Source organism: Streptomyces sp. col6, from assembly GCF_008042035.1.
In the GTDB taxonomy this organism is placed as follows: Bacteria; Actinomycetota; Actinomycetes; order Streptomycetales; family Streptomycetaceae; genus Streptomyces.
In genome coordinates this window covers 843,609-859,457 of sequence record NZ_RDBL01000013.1, presented here as the reverse complement: position 1 = coordinate 859,457, position 15,849 = coordinate 843,609, and the positions used below count along the sequence as shown (strand labels likewise).

The window sequence follows — 15,849 nt, the reverse complement described above, 5'->3', positions numbered from 1 at the left end:
CCGTCGGGGTGGGTGAGTTCGATGCTCAGGACTCCGTCGGCCTCCCACGTCATGCGGTGGACGAGCAGGTCGAGCCGGGGCTCCTCGGCGGGTGTCATGACGGGTTGCCTCCTTCTCGCGGGGTGCCGGTCGCGGCGGCGGGGAGTTTGACGGGCGGGGTGAAGGGGGTGTTCATCGGGCCGAGTGCGGCGAGGTCGATCTCGACGAGGGTGGGGCCGGGGGTGGTGACGGCTTCCTTGATGACGGGTCCGGCGTCGGCCTCGGCGGCGATGCGGGCGTACGGGAGACCGACGGCGGCGGCGAGCTGCGCGAAGTCGGGGGTGGTGAGGTCGACTCCGGAGCGGCGGGGGAAGTGGTTGTCCTGCATGTTGCGCAGGACGCCGTAGCCGCCGTCGTTGAAGACGAGGAGGGTGAGGTCGGGCTTCTCCTGGGCGAGGGTGAGGAGTTCGCCGAGGTGGACGGCGAGGCCGCCGTCGCCGGCGATGACGACGGTGGGGGTGCCGGGACGGCCGAGTGCGGCGCCGATGCCCATGGCGAGACCTTGGCCGATGCCGCCGCCGCGCGGGAAGACGTTGGTGGCCGGGTCGGTGATCTCCAGGAGCCGGTTTCCCCAGGTGGAGGAGGGGATGGTGACATCCCGGGCGATGACGGACCCGGGCGGGCAGGCGTCGCGTATCGCGTCGTTGACCGCGGCCTGCGGGCCGATGGCGTGGCGCTGCGCCGTGCGGGCGGCGGTACGGGCTTCGCGTACGCGGCCGGGCCAGCTCGTCTCCGTACTCCCGCTGGTGACGCGGCCCAGGAGTGCGGCGAGTACGGCGGTGGCGTCGCCGGTCAGGGCGACGGTCGCCGGGTAGACGCGGCCGGGGGCGGCGGGGTCCAGGTCGATCTGGATGTGGGTGGTGGGGAGTTCGAGGCCGTAGTCGGCGGTCTCGTTGGAGCGGAAGTGGGTGCCGATGGTGAGCAGGACATCGGCCTCGGCGAGCAGGGCGCGGCCGGCGGGGGCGGTGGCGTAGTTGCCGAGGACCCGCGCGTCGGATTCGGGGACGGCGCCGCGGCCGGAGTTGGAGGTGACGAGCCCGGCGTTCAGGGCGTCCAGGAGTGCGGCGACTTCGGGGCGGGCGCTGTTGGCGCCGCCGCCGGCCCAGAGGAGGGGGCGGCGGGCGGCGGACAGCAGGGCCGCCGCCTCGTCCAGGAGCGCCGCGTCGGGCAGGGGCGGGACGGCGGGCGCGGGGACGGGGGTGCCGGTGAGCTGTTGGGGGGCGAACTGGAGGTCGATGGGCCACTCGACGCTGACCGGGCCGTGCGGGGCGGTCAGGGCGCGGGCGGCGGCCTCGCGCAGGAGGTCGCCGGCGCTCTCGGCGTCGGTGACGGTGACGGCATGCGCGGAGACCGCGCGGAGCATGCCGAGCTGGTCCTTGGTCTCGTGGATGAAGCCGCGTCCGGAGCCGAGGTACGCGCTGTCGATCTGTCCGGTGATGTGCAGGACGGGGGTGCCGGAGCTGAGGGACTCGATGAGGGATCCGGCCGCGTTGCCGGCGCCCGTACCGGTGCTGGTGAGGGCGCAGCCGAGGTTGCCGGTGGCGCGGGCGTAGCCGTCGGCGGCGTTGACGGCGGCGGCTTCGTGGCGGACGGGGACGAAGCGCAGGTCGCGGTCGACGGCTTCGACGAGCGGCAGGTTGTGCACGCTGACGATGCCGAACACCGTGTCGACGCCCAGTCCTCGTAGCGTCTCGACGAGCAGGTCGCCGCCGTTGGGTCGGGTCATGTCGGGTGCTCCTGAAGGGGGGTGGCGGGTGGGTTATGCGACGGCGCGGTTGACGCCGCCGCAGACGTCGACGGTGGTGCCGGTGATGTAGGACGCCCGGGGTGAGAGGAGGGCGGTGACGGCGTACGCGACTTCGTCGGCGTTGCCGAGGCGGCCGAGGGCGATGCCGCGGTCGGCGGCCAGTTCCGCCTGCCAGGCGGGGTAGTCGAGCGGGGAGCCGGACGCGGCGTACCGGCGTTCCCACTGTCCGGTGTCGATGAGGCCGAGGCAGACGGAGTTGACGCGGATGCCGTCGGGGGCCAGTTCCTTGGACAGCGAGGTGGAGAGGTTGAGGATGCCGGCGCGGGCGGCGCTGGTGGTCATCAGCCGGGTCTCGGGCTGTTTGGCGAGGACGGCGTTGATGTTGACGACGGAGGCGTTGCCGGCGGCGCGGAGGTGGGGCAGGGCGGCCTTGAGGGGGTTGAGGACGCCGAAGAACTTGAGTTCCAGTTCTTCGCGCCAGTCGGCGGCGGTGGTCTCGGCGAAGGGTTTCATCCGGGAGGCGCCGGCGTTGTTGACGAGGCCGTCGAGGCCGCCGAGATGGTCGGCGGCGGCGTCGGTGAAGGCGCGTACGGCGGCCTCGTCGGTGACGTCGCACGGGGCGTGGTAGAGCACGTCGGATCCGGCGAGGCCGTCGAGGGCGGCGGCGAGGGCGTCGGGGCGGCGGCCGCAGGTGGCGACGCGGGCGCCCTCGTCGAGGAGCGCGCGGACCGTCGCGAGCCCGACGCCGGAGCTGCCGCCGGTGACGAGTAGGCGGTGGCCTTTCAGCTGGAGGTCCATGGGTGCGGCTCCTTGCGGGTGGGTGCGGGCGGTGGGGGTGTCCTCAATCGCCGGACGGGCTTGGAGGTGGTGGACCGGCTTGGAGGTGGCGGACCGGCTTGGAGGTGGCGGACCGGCTTGGAGGTGGTGGACGGGATTGATTCGGGCGCTGCTGCCCGCAGGGCTACTGCATCGTGAAGCCGCCGTTCACGGCGAAGGTCTGGCCGGTGATGTAGCCGGATTCCTCGCCGATGAGGAAGGCGATGAGGCCGACCAGGTCGGACGGTTGCTGGGGGCGGGAGATCGCCCGGTTCAGCCGGTACAGCTCGTGGCGTTCGGCGGGGATGTCCACGGCGGACTCCCCTTCCGTGAGGCCGGGGGCCACGGCGTTGACGGTGATGCCGAGGTCGCCCGTCTCCCGGGCCATGGCCCGGGTCAGGGAGATCACGGCGCCCTTGGACGCGATGTAGTGGGCGAGCCGGGGCGAGCCGTACAGCGCGGCGTCCGAGGCGAGGTTGACGACGCGTCCGCTGCCGTGGGCCGCCATGAGCGGGAGGAGGGCGCGGGCGACGAGCCAGGGGCCGCGGGCGTTGACCGTCATGATGCGGTCCCAGGCCTCGACGTCGATCTCGTGGAACGGTTTGCCACCGACCGCGTTGGCGAGTCCGGCGTTGTTGACCAGGCCGTACACGCGGCTGCCGTCACCGGCGAGGGTGCCGGCGAGGGCGGCGACGGAGTCCGGGTCGGCGACGTCGAGCGGGTGGTAGTCCGCGGTGATGCCCTCGGCGCGCAGGGTCCCGGCCGCCTGCCGGCCGGTGGCCTCGTCCAGTTCGGCGATGACGACGCGGTGTCCGTCAGCGCCGATCCGGCGGGCCGCGGCCAGTCCGAGGCCGCGGCCGGCGCCGGTGACGACGACCGTGCGGGGGGTGTCGTCGGCGGCCATCAGCCGCGGGTGACGCCGTGCATCGGCGAGTGCTCGGGGTAGGTGGGGACCTGCGGCTTCCGCGTGCCGATGATGACGCAGAACAGGGCGTCGGTGTCGCCCTCGTTCTTCAGGGAGCGGGCGACTCCGGCGGGCACGACGATCATGTCGCGGTAGCCGAGGGTGCGGTACTCGGTCTCGTCGGCGCCGCGGTGGATGCCGACCCTGACCTGCCCCTCCAGGACGAAGAACGCCTCCTCCACGTCGTGGTGGGTGTGCTCGGGGCCCTCGGCGCCCGGCGGGAGCAGCATGTTGGAGAGGGTGAAGCCGCCCGAGGGCAGGATGCGGTTGTCGTTCTCGTGGTTGCCGGTGGCGCCGGAGCCGACGTACCGGATCTGCGCGCGGCGGTACTGGGCGCCGGCCTTCTCCTGGAAGGAGAGGGTGTCCCAGTCGGGTTCGCGGGAGTCCTTCGTGGCGATGAGGGAGTCGGTGAACTTCGCGAGGTCGCCGTCGTTCTCGTACGGGGTCTTGTCGATGGGCACGGGATGCTCCTCGGTGGGTCGGGGGTGGGTGGGGGCTCGTCGTTACGCGGGTATGCGGGCGACGACGTGGAGGTGGGCGCGGACCCAGGCGTTGAAGGCCTCGGGGCGTTCCTGGTTGGCGAGGTGTCCGGCGCCGGAGAGGGTGACGTAGACCGACTTCTCCAGGGCTCCGGCGATGGCCTGGGACTCGTCGGTGCCGGTGACCGTGTCCTGTTCGCCGCACAGGACGAGGGCGGGTGCGGTGATGGCGGGCAGGTCGTCGGTGAGGTCGGCGTCCGCCATGGCCTCGGCGGCGTAGCCGTAGCCGGGTGCGCGGACGGACGCGACCATGGTGGCGACGACGCGGGCGACGAGTTCGGGGGGTGCGCCGTCCGAGACGAGGCGGGGTCCGCGGGCTGCGGCGAACGCCTCGGGGCCTTCGGCGGCGAGCTGTGCGGCGCGTCCGCGCATGGCCTTCGCCTTGTCCGGGTGGATGCCGGAGCCCCGGCTGGAGTCGGCGACGATCAGGGAGGCGACAAGGTCGGGGTGGCGCGCGGCGAGGCGCAGGGCGATGACGCCGCCCCAGGAGACGCCGAGGACGTGGGCGGGGCCGCCGTGGTCCCGGATGAGGGCGGCGGCGGTGTCGGCGTAGCCGTCGAGGCCGGGGGCGTGGTCGGGGTCGGCGGAGTCCGCGTAGCCGGGGGCGTCCCAGGCGACGACCCGTACCCGGTCCGCGAGGACGTCGAGCTGGGGGGCGAAGGCGGCGGAGGAGGAGCCGATGCCGTGGAGGCAGAGCAGCAGCGGGGCGTCCGGGTCGCCGGCCTCGCGGGTGTGGACGGCCCCGGCGGTGAGCGTCTCGGCGGTCACAGGATCTGTCCCGCCCGGCCGACGACGGCGCCGAGGCTGCGGAGCACGGCGTGCGGGACGACCTGGCTGGTGGCGGGGTTCGCGGCGTCGGGCCGGTGGGCGACCTCGAAGCGGTAGCTGCCGTGCGGGCCCGCCGCCTCGATGACGTGCCGGGTGAGGGTGGCGGCCGGGTCGGCGACGACGACGACCTCGACGAGGTCCGGGTCTCCGGTGGCGAGGGCGACGGAGGCGGCGACGTTGGTGGACTTGGGGAACTTCACCGGGACGTCGCGGGCGGTGCCGCGCATTACCTCGACGGGTTCGGTGGTGGTGTGCAGCCGGGCCGTCAGCTCGTCGTCCATCCAGGGCTGGTGGAGGGTGGCGGGGAGCTTGGTGGTGGTGAGGGTGACGGAGCTGAGGGGGCCGAGTCCGCGCACGGCCTGGAGGAGGTCGAGGCCGCCGACGGCGCCGCCCGTGAAGTAGACGCGGCCGGGTCCGGCGGCGCGCAGCCGGCCGGTGAGTTCGGGGTCGACGAGGGCGCCGGTGGAGGCGATGAGCAGGTCGGCGCCCCTGGTGAGGACGCGCTCGGCCCATTCGCGTACGACGGCCTGGCCGGCGGCTTCGACGACAAGGTCGCAGACGGCGAGGGCGTCCTCGAAGGACAGCTGGGGTGCGGGGGCGTCGACGAGGGGCCGGTTGTCGATGACGCAGGTGAGTTCGGCGCCGGGGATCCGGCCTTCGGCGAGGGCCGTGCCGACGACGCGTCCGATGGCGCCCCAGCCGACGAGGCCGACGCGGCGCACGGAGCGGCCGGGGCGTGCAGGGGCGGTGTCCGGGCGGGAGTTGAGGAGGGTGGTCACGCGGTCACCTCTTCCGGTGTGGTGGCGAGCGGGCCGGGGTCGGGGGTGCCGGCCATGTGGCGGCGGATGACGGGGGACGGCGGTCCGGCGGTGCCCCACAGGTCGGAGAGGTCGGGGGTGCGGCGCCAGACCTTGGCGATCCAGGCGTCCTCGACGATCTGGGCGACCTCGGAGGTGTACTCGCAGACGAGTCCGGCCGGGTCGGTGAAGTAGGAGAAGGTGTTGTTGCCGGGGCCGTGCCGGCCGGGTCCCCACTGGGGGACGATGCCGTGGTGGCGGAGCCGGCCGAGGCCGCGCATGAAGTGGTCGACGGACGGCATCTCGTAGGCGACGTGGTTGAGGGAGGCCCACTCGGCCTGGTTGAACGCGATGCAGTGGTGGTCGGCGTTGCAGCGCAGGAAGGCCATCTGGTGCTCGGACCAGTCGGAGACGCGCAGGCCGAGCACCGAGGTGTAGAAGGCGACGGCGGCGTCGATGTCCGTGGTGTTGAGGACGGTGTGGGTGACGCCGACGGGGACGGCGGTGTCCCGGCCGCGCGGGGTGACGGCGTGGGTCTGGGCGCTGAGTTCGATCAGCCGGCCCTCGGGGTCGGTGAAGCGCAGTCCGTAGCCGCCGCCGACCTGGTCGAGGGGGCCGGGGCCGGCGACGGGGACGATGCCGCGGGCCAGGAGCCGGCGGGCGGCCTCGTCGATCTCGGCGGGGGTGGCGACGGCGAAGGTGATGCGGCCGAGCCCGTTGCGGTCGGCGCGGGTGAGGTGCAGGACGTGGTGTTCCTCGCCGGTGCCGCGCAGCCAGGTGGCGCCGGTGTCGCGTTCGACGGGTTCCAGGCCCCAGACCTCGGCGTAGAAGTCGGCGGACTCGGTGAGTGCGGGGGTGTGGAGTTCGACGGAGCGCAGGGCGCGGAGCCGGGCTATGGGCCGGTCGTGGGGCATGGTGTTCTCCCGCTCGGGTGGGTGGGGCGCGTGCGGTGTCAGTGGGCGGCGGCCCAGGGCAGCGGGGTGGTGTCGGTGGCCCAGTAGAGGGACTTCTGCCGTTGGTAGCCGCGGATGAGGTCGCGGCCCTTCTCGGTGCCGATGCCGCTGTCCTTGAGCCCGCCGAACGGGGTGGAGATGCTGAACTGCTTGTACGTGTTGATCCAGACGGTGCCGGCGTCGATACGGCGGGCGAGCCGCCAGGCGCGGGCGTGGTCGCGGGTCCAGATGCCGCAGGCCAGTCCGTAGACGCTGTCGTTGGCCTGGGCGACGAGGTCGTCCTCGTCGTCGAAGGGCAGGGCGACCAGGACCGGTCCGAAGATCTCCTCCCGGCAGACCCGGGCGGTGTTCGGCAGGCCGTCCAGGACGGTGGGCAGGTAGTAGGCGCCGTCCCGGTAGCGCTCGCCCTCGGGGGCCGCTCCACCGCACCGGACGGTGGCGCCCTCCTCGCGGGCCAGGTCGACGTAGGCGGCGACGCTGTCGCGGTGGCGGTGGTGGACGAGCGGGGCGACCTGGGTGTCCGGGTCGGTGCCGGGTCCGACACGCAACTTCTCGGTGCGGGCGACGAGTTCGCCGAGGAACTCGTCGTAGCGGGAGCGGTGGACGAAGAGGCGGGAGCCGGCGATGCAGCTCTGGCCGCTGGAGGAGAAGATCCCGTACATGACGCCGGCGAGGGCCTGTTCGAGGTCGGCGTCCTCCAGCACGATCGTCGGTGACTTCCCGCCGAGTTCGAGGGAGACGGGCATCAGCTTGTCGGCGGCGGCGTGGGCGAGGGTGCGGCCGGTCGCCGTGCCGCCGGTGAAGGTGACCTTGCCGACGGCGGGGTGGCGGACGATCGCGTCGCCGATGACGCTGCCCCGGCCCGGCAGGACGGAGAGCAGGGCGGTGGGCAGCCCGGCCTCGGTGAGTGCCCGGTGGACCAGGCGGCCGAGCGCGAGGGCGACGAGGGGCGTCCACTCGGCGGGCTTGAGGAGGACGGCGTTGCCGGCGGCGAGGGCGGGGGCGAGCTTCTGGGCGTCGCTGGCGATCGGCGAGTTCCAGGGGGTGATCGCGCCGACGACGCCGATGGGTTCGTGGACGCTCATCGTGACGTATGGGCCGCGGGCCGGGGTGAGGGTGTCCTCGGCGGTCTCCAGGGCGGCGGCGGTGTAGCGGAAGGTGCCGGCGGCGCTGAGGACGAGGGCGCGGGTCTCGGTGCGGCACTTGCCGGTGTCGGCGGTCTGGAGGGCACAGAGCCGGTCGGCGCTCTGCTCGACGAGGTCGGCGACGCGGTGCAGCAGCCGGGCGCGGAGGTGGGCCGGCAGTTCGCGCCAGGCGGGGTCCTGGGCGGCGCGGGCGGCCTCGGCGGCGGCCTCCTCGACGTCGTCGAGGGACGCGGCGTGCACGGTGGCGATGACCTGGCCGGTGGCCGGGTCGATGGTCTCGATGGGGGCGCCACGGCCCTGTCGCCACTGCCCCGCGACCAACACCTCGTCGGCAAGCATCAGTTGGCCTCCTGCGGTTGTATCGGTTCGCTCGGTCCGGCCGGAGCCGGGTACCTCAGGGCTAAAAAGCTAAGGGCTTAAATAATTACCCGCAAGCCCTCCCGGGCAAAAAGTCTTTTGCTCCCCGGCCCTTGACGGCGTCCACCCCCGGACCGATAGAACTTAAGCCCTAAGAAGCTAGGTGCTTACAGAGGTTCGTGGGCGATGTCACCGCCTCACGGGCACCGCGTACCGCTCCCCCACCCGTACGCTCGGCTCACCCACACCCCTCTGCAAACCCGTACACCTGGCTCCCCAACCGCTCCGGGCCCCCCGCGGAGCAGGAGGAACCCTGGATGAGCACCGACATCTCGCAGGACGCCGCACCGGGCCCCTCGCCCGCCGGCACCCCCCGCACCGCCATCGCGGCCCGGTTCGAGCGGCTGCCGCCCTCCCGCTGGCACATCACCGTCCGCCTGATCGTGGGTGTGGTCACCTTCTTCGAGGCGTTCGACCAGCTGCTGATCGCCTACGCGCTGCCCGAACTGCGCGACGAGTGGCACCTGAGCACCGGCGACGCCACGGCCGTCCTCACCGTCGGCTCGGTCGGCATGCTCGTCGGCGCCCTGCTCTCGGGGCGGCTGGCCGACCGCTACGGCCGGGTGAAGGTCATCGCGTACTGCATCGCCGTATCGGGCCTGGTCAGCCTCGCCCTCACCGCCTGCACCTCGCTCACCCCGTTCCTCGCCCTCCGGTTCGTCCAGGGGCTCGCGATCGGGGGCGAGGTGCCGGTGGCGGCGGCCTTCATCAGTGAGATCACGCGCAGCTTCAAGCGGGGCCGCTTCGTCCTGCTGTACGAGCTGGTCTTCCCGGCGGGCCTCACCGTCGGCGCGCTGGTCGCGGCCTGGGTGGTCCCGGCCGCGGGCTGGCGCACGATGTTCGCCGTCGCCGCCGTCCCGGGCCTGCTGGCCTTCCTCGTCCAGCGCCGCGTCCCGGAGTCGCCGCGCTGGCTCGCGGACCGGGGCCGGCTCGCGGAGGCGGAAGCAGTGATGGCCGGGATCGAGGCGAAGGTGACGGCCGCGACGGGCCGGCCGCTCCCGGCGCCGGGCGCTCCGCAGGCTCCGGTGAAGGCACCGGCTAGCGCCGCGGCCACCGACGCGGAGCGGGCGGCGACCGGGATGCGCGGCCTGTTCACCGGCCGCTACCGGCGCCGCACGCTGGTCGTCGGCGCGATCTGGTTCACCGGCTACTTCGTGAACTACGGCGTGACGTCCTGGCTGCCGAGCATCTACAAGGACGAGTACGGCCTCGGCCTCTCCGACGCCCTGCTCTACTCCACGGTGACCTCGGTCGCCGGCCTGCTCGGCTGCCTGATCGTCGCGCTCACGGTGGACGTCCTGGGCCGCCGCAAGATCTTCGCGATCTGCCTCGGCGCCTCGGCCGCCCTGCTGCTCACCCTGGCCACCCTCGGCGCCGGCTCCCCCGTCCAGGTGCTGATCTGGACCTCGCTCTCGGCGGTCGGCTTCTTCGGCTCCAACATCTGCCTCTACCTGTACACGCCGGAGCTGTACCCGACCCGGATGCGCGCGCTCGGCTGCAGCGTCGGCGGCGCGGTCAACCGCCTGGGCGTCATCCTCGGCCCGATCCTCGTCGGCGTGGTCTACGCGGCGAACGACAGCGTCACCGCGGTCTTCGTGATGCTCGCCGCGGTGGCGGTGCTCGGCGCGGTGGTGGCCGGCACCCTCGCGGAGGAGACGGCGAACCGGCCCCTGGAGGAGATCGCGCCCTGACGGACGGGCGGACGAGGGCGCGGAGGCGGCCGGGGCGGCTAACGCTCCCCGGCCGCCTCCGCCCCGTTCACGGACTCGTCCGCGATCCGCTCGTGGTGGCGGATGACCTCGGCGACGATGAAGTTGAGCAGCTTCTCGGCGAAGGCCGGGTCGAGGTGCGCGCTCTCGGCGAGCTGGCGCAGCCGGGCGATCTGACGGGCCTCGCGGGCCGGATCCGCCGGGGGCAGGTGGTGGGCGGCCTTGAGGTGGCCGACCTGCTGGGTGCACTTGAAGCGCTCGGCCAGCATGTGGACGACGGCCGCGTCGATGTTGTCGATGCTCTGGCGCAGCCGGTCGAGTTCGAGGCGCACGGAGTCGTCGATGTCGTTCGTGGTCATGGGCAGCGAGCTTACGGGTTACGGGGTGATCGTCGGGGGGTGATCCGGATCGGGGACCCGGTCGCTCCAGCCGCCGGGGACGGTGCGGCCCTGCTGTTCGCGGAAGCGGACGGGGGCCATGCCGACGCGGCGGGCGAAGAGGCGGGAGAAGTAGGCGGGGTCGTCGTAGCCGACGCGGCGGGCGACGGCGGCGACGGGCAGGTCTCCGGTGGCGAGGAGTTCCTTGGCGCGGCCGAGGCGGATGCCGAGGAGGTAGTCCTTGGGGCTGCATCCGGCGCCCCGGCGCACCGCGGTCCGCAGTTCGGCGGAGGTCATGCCGTGGCGGGCGGCGTGTTCGGCGACGGACAGGGGCTGGAAGGCGTCCCGGGCGAGCGCCTGGAGGACGGGGTCGCCGTCGGGGCCGATGTCGGCGCGGGCCCGGCGCAGGGCGACGAGGAGTTCGTGCACCGCCGCCCCGGTCTCGACCTCCAGGAGCGGGTTGCCGCGCCGGGCCGCCCGGACCATCCGGCCGATCGCGGCGCGCGGGGCGGCGGTGTCGGAGAGGGGCACCAGGGGGCGGTCGGGTTCGATGTAGCCGAGTTCGGTGTAGGTGGCGGTCGCGGGCCCGGTGAAGTCGACGAAGCTCTCGTCCCAGCCGGTCCCGGGGTCGGCGCCGTAGTGGTGCGGGGTGCCGGGGGTCAGCCAGATCAGGCTGGGCGCGGTCACCGGCAGGCGCCGCCCGTCGGGTCCGGCGAACCAGCCGCTGCCCGAGTGGACGACGACGGCGACGTGGTGGTCGAGGGTGCGCGGGCCGACGGTCGGCAGGGCGCCGTGCTGGAGGCCGACGCCGAGGCAGACCAGGCCGAGGCGGTGGTGGAGCGGACTGGGCGTGAAGAAGCGCATCCAGGTGTGGTACATCGGCCCCTTCTCTCCCCGGTCCCCGTGTCGTACGCCTGGTGAGCAGGCGGTTGTCCAAACAGCCAAGATCTTTGTCCATGGACCGGCCGCACGCCAGGGGTGAGGCTGGACCGAGACATTCCGCGCATCAGGAGAACGGGCACCATGGCTGACTTCACCGTCGGGGACGACGACTTCCGGATCGACGGGAAGCCCGTACGGCTGCTGTCGGGGGCCCTGCACTACTTCCGGGTGCATGAGGGGCAGTGGGACCACCGGCTGGCGATGCTGCGGGCGATGGGCCTGAACTGTGTGGAGACGTACGTCCCGTGGAACCTGCACGAGCCCCGGCCGGGGCGGTTCCGGGACACCGGTGCGCTCGGCCGGTTCCTGGACGCGGCGCACCGCGCCGGTCTGTGGGCGATCGTGCGGCCGGGCCCGTACATCTGCGCGGAGTGGGAGAACGGCGGTCTGCCGGCGTGGGTGACCGGCCGGTTCGGCCGCCGGGTGCGGACCCGGGACGAGGGGTACCTCGACGCGGTGCGGTCCTGGTTCGCCGAGCTGCTGCCTCAGGTCGTCGAGCGGCAGGCGGACCGCGGCGGTCCGGTGATCATGGTGCAGGCGGAGAACGAGTACGGGAGTTACGGCACCGACGCCGTGCATCTGCGGCAGCTGGCGGACCTGCTCGCCGCGTCCGGGGTGAGCGTGCCGCTGTTCACCTCGGACGGGCCGGAGGACCACATGCTCACCGGCGGTTCGGTGCCCGGTCTGCTCGCCACGGCCAATTTCGGTTCGGGCGCCCGCGAGGCGTTCCGGGTGCTGCGCCGCCATCAGGAGTCGGGTCCGCTGATGTGCATGGAGTTCTGGTGCGGCTGGTTCGAGCACTGGGGTGCGCCGCCGGTGGTACGCGACCCGGCGCAGGCGGCCGGTGCGCTGGCGGAGATCCTGGAGTGCGGGGCGTCGGTGAACATCTACATGGCGCACGGCGGCACCAACTTCGCGGGCTGGGCGGGTGCCAACCGCTCGGGCCCGCTCCAGGACGGGGCGCTGCTGCCGACGGTGACGTCGTACGACTACGACGCGCCGGTCGACGAGTACGGGCGGGCGACGGAGAAGTTCCGCCTGTTCCGCGAGGTGCTGGCCGGGTACGCGGACGGGCCGCTGCCCGCGCCGCCGCCGGAGCCCGTCGGGCTCGCCCCGGTGCGGGCGGAGCTGACGGAGTGGGCGCCGCTGCCGGCCGTCCTCGACGCGCTGGGGGACGAGGAGACGGCGGAGAGCGGGGTGCCGCCCACGTTCGAGGAACTGGGCGTCGACCGGGGGCTGGTGCGCTACCGGGTCGCCGTGCCGGGCCCGCGCCGCCCGTACGCCCTGGGCGTCTCGGGGCTGCGGGACCGGGCGGTGGTGTACGTGGACGGGGTGCGCCGGGGCGTCCTGAGCGAGGAGGCGGGGACCCTGGAGGAGCCGGTGGCCGGGCCGGCCGACGTGGAGCTGTGGGTGGAGTCGCTGGGCCGGGTCAACTACGGGCCGCGCCTGGGCGAGCCGAAGGGGATCACCGGGGGCGTGCTGCACGAGCGCCAGTATCTGCACGGGGTGCGGGCGCGGGCGCTGCGGCTGGACGCGTTCGACGAGCCGGGGGCGGTGGCGGGTGTGCCGTTCACGCCGGTCGACGGAGCCGGGGGGACGGGCCTGTACCGGGGCACGTTCGAGACGGCGGGCGGGGCGGATCACGCGGGGCTCGAACTGCCGGGCTGGACCCGGGGGTTCGCCTGGGTGAACGGCTTCTGCGTGGGCCGCTACTGGTCGGCGGGCCCGCAGCACACGCTGTACGTGCCGGGTCCGGTGCTGCGGGACGGCGTCAACGAGGTGTGGGTGCTGGAGACGGAGGGCGCGGGGGCGCCGTTCGTCGAGCTGGGCCCGGGGCTGCCGGTCCGTACCGGCTGACAACCACCGGGCGCCCGCCGCGGTCTACAGTGGTGAGGAGTCGAGCGGTCGCGCGAGCGGGGGTACGGACGTGACGGACAGCCCCCGCAACAGCCCGGTCGAGCACGGCTTCCCGCATCTGGACACGGTCCGCTCGGCGATCACCGCGCTGTACCGGCGGCTGTCGGCCGACGGGGTCCGGCGGTTCGCCCCCAGCCTCGCCCCGGTCGACGCGGCGTTCGCGGACGCGGACGATCTGCACCTGGGCGCGCAGCGGGTGGCGCGGGCGATGGTGCACCACTACCGGCTGCCGGACGCCCGGGTGATCGTGGCGTTCCGGGCGATGGAGCACGCGGGCAGTGTGGAACTCGCGGCGGGCCCCGAGTACTTCGTGGAGCTGAACGACCGCTTCCGTACGCACCGCCGGGACATCGGCGCGGCCCTGTCGCACGAGGTCGCGCATGTGCTGCTGCACCGGCTGGGCCTGGAGTTCCCCGGCACCCGGGACAACGAGATCCTGACCGACACGACGGCGGCCTATTTGGGCGCGGGCTGGCTGCTGCTGGACGCGTTCCGGGAGGACGCGGTCTCCAGCCAGAAGCTCGGCTATCTGACGCCGGAGGAGTTCGGGTACGTGCTGGCCAAGCGGGCGCAGGTGTTCGACGAGGACCCCTCGCCGTGGTTCACGAGTCCGCAGGCGTACACCGCGTACGCGGAGGGCCGGGCGCGGGCGCTGCGGGACGCGGCGCAGCCGCCGCTGACGGCGGCCGGCTGGGCGGGGCGCCGTCGGTACGCGAAGGACCGGCGGTACGCGTCGGAGCATCCCGGGGCGGGGGCGGCGCCGGGGGTTCCGTACGCCTTCGAGTCCGCCGGGGACGGGTTGCGGGTCGCGTTCGCGTGCCCGACATGCCATCAGCGCAACCGGGTTCCGGTGCGGGGGCGGGTGCGGGTGCGGTGCGCGTTGTGCCGTGCGGTGCTGGACTGCACGACCTGAGCGTCCTCTTCAGGGCGCTGCCCCCGGACCCCCGCTCCTCAATCGCCGGAGGGGCTTGATTCGGCCCCCGGAGGTGCGCGATCTGCCCGGCCGGGGGGCTTGATTCGGCCCCTCCGGCCGAGCGGGGTGCTACGCGGCGCGGCGGCCGCGCGTGGGCGCGGAGCCGCGGCCCGTGCCGCGTGCGGGGGCCGCAGCCCGGCCGGTGCCGCGGGCGGCGCCGGTGCGGGGGGCGGCGCCCCGGGTGGTGCCTGCCGCGCTCGACGCGGAGCCGCGGCCGCGGCCCCGGCTGCCCGAGCGGGTGCCGGTGCCGGACCCGGCCGGCCGCGTACGCGGCTTCGGCTGGGTGGGCTGCGGGACCTCTATGACGACCGCGACGCCGGACGGTTCACGGGCGCCGGTGATGCGGGTCAGTTCCTCGTCGCTGGACTTGATGCGGGTGGTGCGCGGCGCGATGCCGGCGTCCTGCATCAGGCGGGTCATGTCCCGCTTCTCGTCGGGCAGCACCAGCGTGACGACGCTTCCGGACTCCCCGGCGCGCGCGGTGCGCCCACCGCGGTGGAGGTAGTCCTTGTGGTCGGTCGGCGGGTCCACGTTGACGACGAGGTCGAGGTCGTCGACGTGGATGCCGCGCGCCGCCACATTGGTCGCGACGAGCGCCGTGACCTGGCCGTTCTTGAACTGGTCCAGGGTCCGGTTGCGCTGCGGCTGCGAACGTCCGCCGTGCAGCGCGGCGGCCCGTACACCGCTGGCGAGCAGCCGCTTGGCGAAGCGGTCCGCCGCGCGCTTGGTGTCGACGAACATGATCACGCGTCCCTCGCGGGCGGCGATCTTCGTGGCGACGGCCTTCTTGTCGGTCTCGTCGAGCACATGGAGGACGTGGTGCTCCATGGTGGTGACGGCGCCGGCCGACGGGTCGACCGAGTGCACGACGGGGTCGGTGAGGAACATCTTGACCAGGCGGTCGATGTTCTTGTCCAGGGTCGCGGAGAACAGCATCCGCTGGCCATCCGGCTCGACCTGCTTGAGCAGGGCGGTGACCTGCGGCATGAAGCCCATGTCGGCCATCTGGTCGGCCTCGTCGAGGACCGTGACGGAGACCTGGTCCAGGCGGCAGTCGCCCCGCTCGATGAGGTCCTTCAGCCGGCCGGGGGTCGCGACGAGGACTTCCGCGCCGCGCCGCAGGGTGGCGGACTGCTTGGTGATCGACATGCCGCCGACGACGGTGGCCAGCCGCAGGTTCACGGAGGTCGCGTACGGCGTCATCGCGTCGGTGACCTGCTGGGCGAGCTCGCGGGTCGGTACGAGGACGAGGACCAGGGGGGCCTTCGGTTCGGCGCGGCGGCCGGCGGTGCGGGCCAGGAGCGCGAGGCCGAAGGCCAGGGTCTTGCCGGAGCCGGTGCGGCCCCGGCCGAGGATGTCGCGGCCGGCCAGCGAGTTGGGCAGGGTGGCGCCCTGGATCGGGAACGGCTCGGTCACGCCCTGCGCGGCAAGGGTCTTCAGCAGGGCTGCGGGCATGTCCAGCTCGGCGAACGCCTCGACGGCGGGCAGTGCGGGGGTGATGGTTTCGGGCAGCGCGAATTCGCCCTGCGGCGGCGTGGCCCTGCGACGGGGCGACGCCTTTCCGGATCCCTTGCCGGAACCCTGCGCGGTTGCCTTTGCCTGGGCCGTGCCACGCCCCCTCGACGGGCGGTTGCGGGCGGGACGGTCCTGACGTTCGGAGCGGGTCATATCGGGATTGTCCTCCTG

The 15,849-nt window shown here is 73.6% G+C and carries 14 protein-coding genes; 3 read left to right on the top strand and 11 right to left on the bottom strand.

The window, feature by feature from the left end:
* Positions 1-94: 94 nt before the first annotated feature.
* From EAO73_RS20500 to EAO73_RS20465, 8 genes are all read right to left on the bottom strand, one after another.
* On the bottom strand, positions 95-1,765 hold the full coding sequence (locus tag EAO73_RS20500; RefSeq protein WP_147972957.1) for a thiamine pyrophosphate-binding protein: 1,671 nt from the start codon (positions 1,763-1,765) through the stop codon (positions 95-97).
* A gap of 33 nt (positions 1,766-1,798) precedes the next feature.
* Entirely contained in the window at positions 1,799-2,584 is a 786-nt protein-coding gene (locus EAO73_RS20495; protein WP_147972956.1) for an SDR family oxidoreductase, read from the bottom strand.
* Between the two features lie 163 nt (positions 2,585-2,747).
* Positions 2,748-3,506, bottom strand: a complete 759-nt coding sequence (locus EAO73_RS20490; RefSeq protein WP_147972955.1) for an SDR family NAD(P)-dependent oxidoreductase — start codon at positions 3,504-3,506, stop codon at positions 2,748-2,750.
* Positions 3,506-4,027 (bottom strand): cupin domain-containing protein, encoded by a 522-nt coding sequence (locus tag EAO73_RS20485; RefSeq protein ID WP_147972954.1) that lies wholly within the window; start codon positions 4,025-4,027, stop codon positions 3,506-3,508. Before EAO73_RS20485 ends, EAO73_RS20490 begins: the two co-directional genes overlap by 1 nt.
* A gap of 42 nt (positions 4,028-4,069) precedes the next feature.
* A complete protein-coding gene (locus tag EAO73_RS20480; protein WP_147972953.1) occupies positions 4,070-4,873 on the bottom strand; it encodes an alpha/beta fold hydrolase in 804 nt (267 codons plus the stop codon).
* A complete protein-coding gene (locus EAO73_RS20475; RefSeq protein ID WP_147972952.1) occupies positions 4,870-5,712 on the bottom strand; it encodes an aspartate dehydrogenase domain-containing protein in 843 nt (280 codons plus the stop codon). Before EAO73_RS20475 ends, EAO73_RS20480 begins: the two co-directional genes overlap by 4 nt.
* The gene (locus EAO73_RS20470) at positions 5,709-6,644 is read right to left on the bottom strand and encodes a VOC family protein (RefSeq protein WP_147972951.1); all 936 of its coding nucleotides are present in this window, start codon (positions 6,642-6,644) and stop codon (positions 5,709-5,711) included. Before EAO73_RS20470 ends, EAO73_RS20475 begins: the two co-directional genes overlap by 4 nt.
* Positions 6,645-6,682: 38 nt before the next feature.
* The gene (locus EAO73_RS20465; protein WP_147972950.1) at positions 6,683-8,167 is read right to left on the bottom strand and encodes an aldehyde dehydrogenase; all 1,485 of its coding nucleotides are present in this window, start codon (positions 8,165-8,167) and stop codon (positions 6,683-6,685) included.
* Positions 8,168-8,502: 335 nt separating this feature from the next.
* On the opposite strand from EAO73_RS20465, the gene EAO73_RS20460 reads away from it, so the two are divergent.
* Positions 8,503-9,936 carry an MFS transporter gene (locus EAO73_RS20460; RefSeq protein ID WP_147972949.1) on the top strand — a complete coding sequence of 478 codons (1,434 nt, stop codon included), beginning with the start codon at positions 8,503-8,505 and terminating at the stop codon, positions 9,934-9,936.
* 38 nt (positions 9,937-9,974) lie between these two features.
* Here EAO73_RS20460 and EAO73_RS20455 read toward each other — a convergent pair whose 3' ends face one another.
* Positions 9,975-10,313, bottom strand: a complete 339-nt coding sequence (locus EAO73_RS20455; RefSeq protein WP_147972948.1) for a chorismate mutase — start codon at positions 10,311-10,313, stop codon at positions 9,975-9,977.
* 18 nt (positions 10,314-10,331) lie between these two features.
* Entirely contained in the window at positions 10,332-11,210 is an 879-nt protein-coding gene (locus EAO73_RS20450) for a helix-turn-helix domain-containing protein (protein WP_147972947.1), read from the bottom strand.
* 144 nt (positions 11,211-11,354) lie between these two features.
* Here EAO73_RS20450 and EAO73_RS20445 point away from each other — a divergent pair, with 144 nt between their 5' ends.
* On the top strand, positions 11,355-13,130 hold the full coding sequence (locus EAO73_RS20445; protein WP_147972946.1) for a glycoside hydrolase family 35 protein: 1,776 nt from the start codon (positions 11,355-11,357) through the stop codon (positions 13,128-13,130).
* Between the two features lie 70 nt (positions 13,131-13,200).
* The gene (locus tag EAO73_RS20440) at positions 13,201-14,103 is read left to right on the top strand and encodes a hypothetical protein (protein ID WP_147972945.1); all 903 of its coding nucleotides are present in this window, start codon (positions 13,201-13,203) and stop codon (positions 14,101-14,103) included.
* Between the two features lie 129 nt (positions 14,104-14,232).
* Here the strand turns inward: EAO73_RS20440 and EAO73_RS20435 are convergent, their stop codons facing one another.
* Entirely contained in the window at positions 14,233-15,831 is a 1,599-nt protein-coding gene (locus EAO73_RS20435) for a DEAD/DEAH box helicase (protein WP_147972944.1), read from the bottom strand.
* Between the last annotated feature and the right edge of the window lie 18 nt (positions 15,832-15,849).

Bases quoted from the DNA above. Each gene is read 5' to 3' on its own strand.
- EAO73_RS20500 (WP_147972957.1), bottom strand. From the start codon at position 1,765: ATGACCCGACCCAACGGCGGCGACCTGCTCGTCGAGACGCTACGAGGA.
- EAO73_RS20495 (WP_147972956.1), bottom strand. From the start codon at position 2,584: ATGGACCTCCAGCTGAAAGGCCACCGCCTACTCGTCACCGGCGGCAGC.
- EAO73_RS20490 (WP_147972955.1), bottom strand. From the start codon at position 3,506: ATGGCCGCCGACGACACCCCCCGCACGGTCGTCGTCACCGGCGCCGGC.
- EAO73_RS20470 (WP_147972951.1), bottom strand. From the start codon at position 6,644: ATGCCCCACGACCGGCCCATAGCCCGGCTCCGCGCCCTGCGCTCCGTC.
- EAO73_RS20465 (WP_147972950.1), bottom strand. From the start codon at position 8,167: ATGCTTGCCGACGAGGTGTTGGTCGCGGGGCAGTGGCGACAGGGCCGT.
- EAO73_RS20460 (WP_147972949.1), top strand. From the start codon at position 8,503: ATGAGCACCGACATCTCGCAGGACGCCGCACCGGGCCCCTCGCCCGCC.
- EAO73_RS20455 (WP_147972948.1), bottom strand. From the start codon at position 10,313: ATGACCACGAACGACATCGACGACTCCGTGCGCCTCGAACTCGACCGG.
- EAO73_RS20450 (WP_147972947.1), bottom strand. From the start codon at position 11,210: ATGTACCACACCTGGATGCGCTTCTTCACGCCCAGTCCGCTCCACCAC.
- EAO73_RS20445 (WP_147972946.1), top strand. From the start codon at position 11,355: ATGGCTGACTTCACCGTCGGGGACGACGACTTCCGGATCGACGGGAAG.
- EAO73_RS20435 (WP_147972944.1), bottom strand. From the start codon at position 15,831: ATGACCCGCTCCGAACGTCAGGACCGTCCCGCCCGCAACCGCCCGTCG.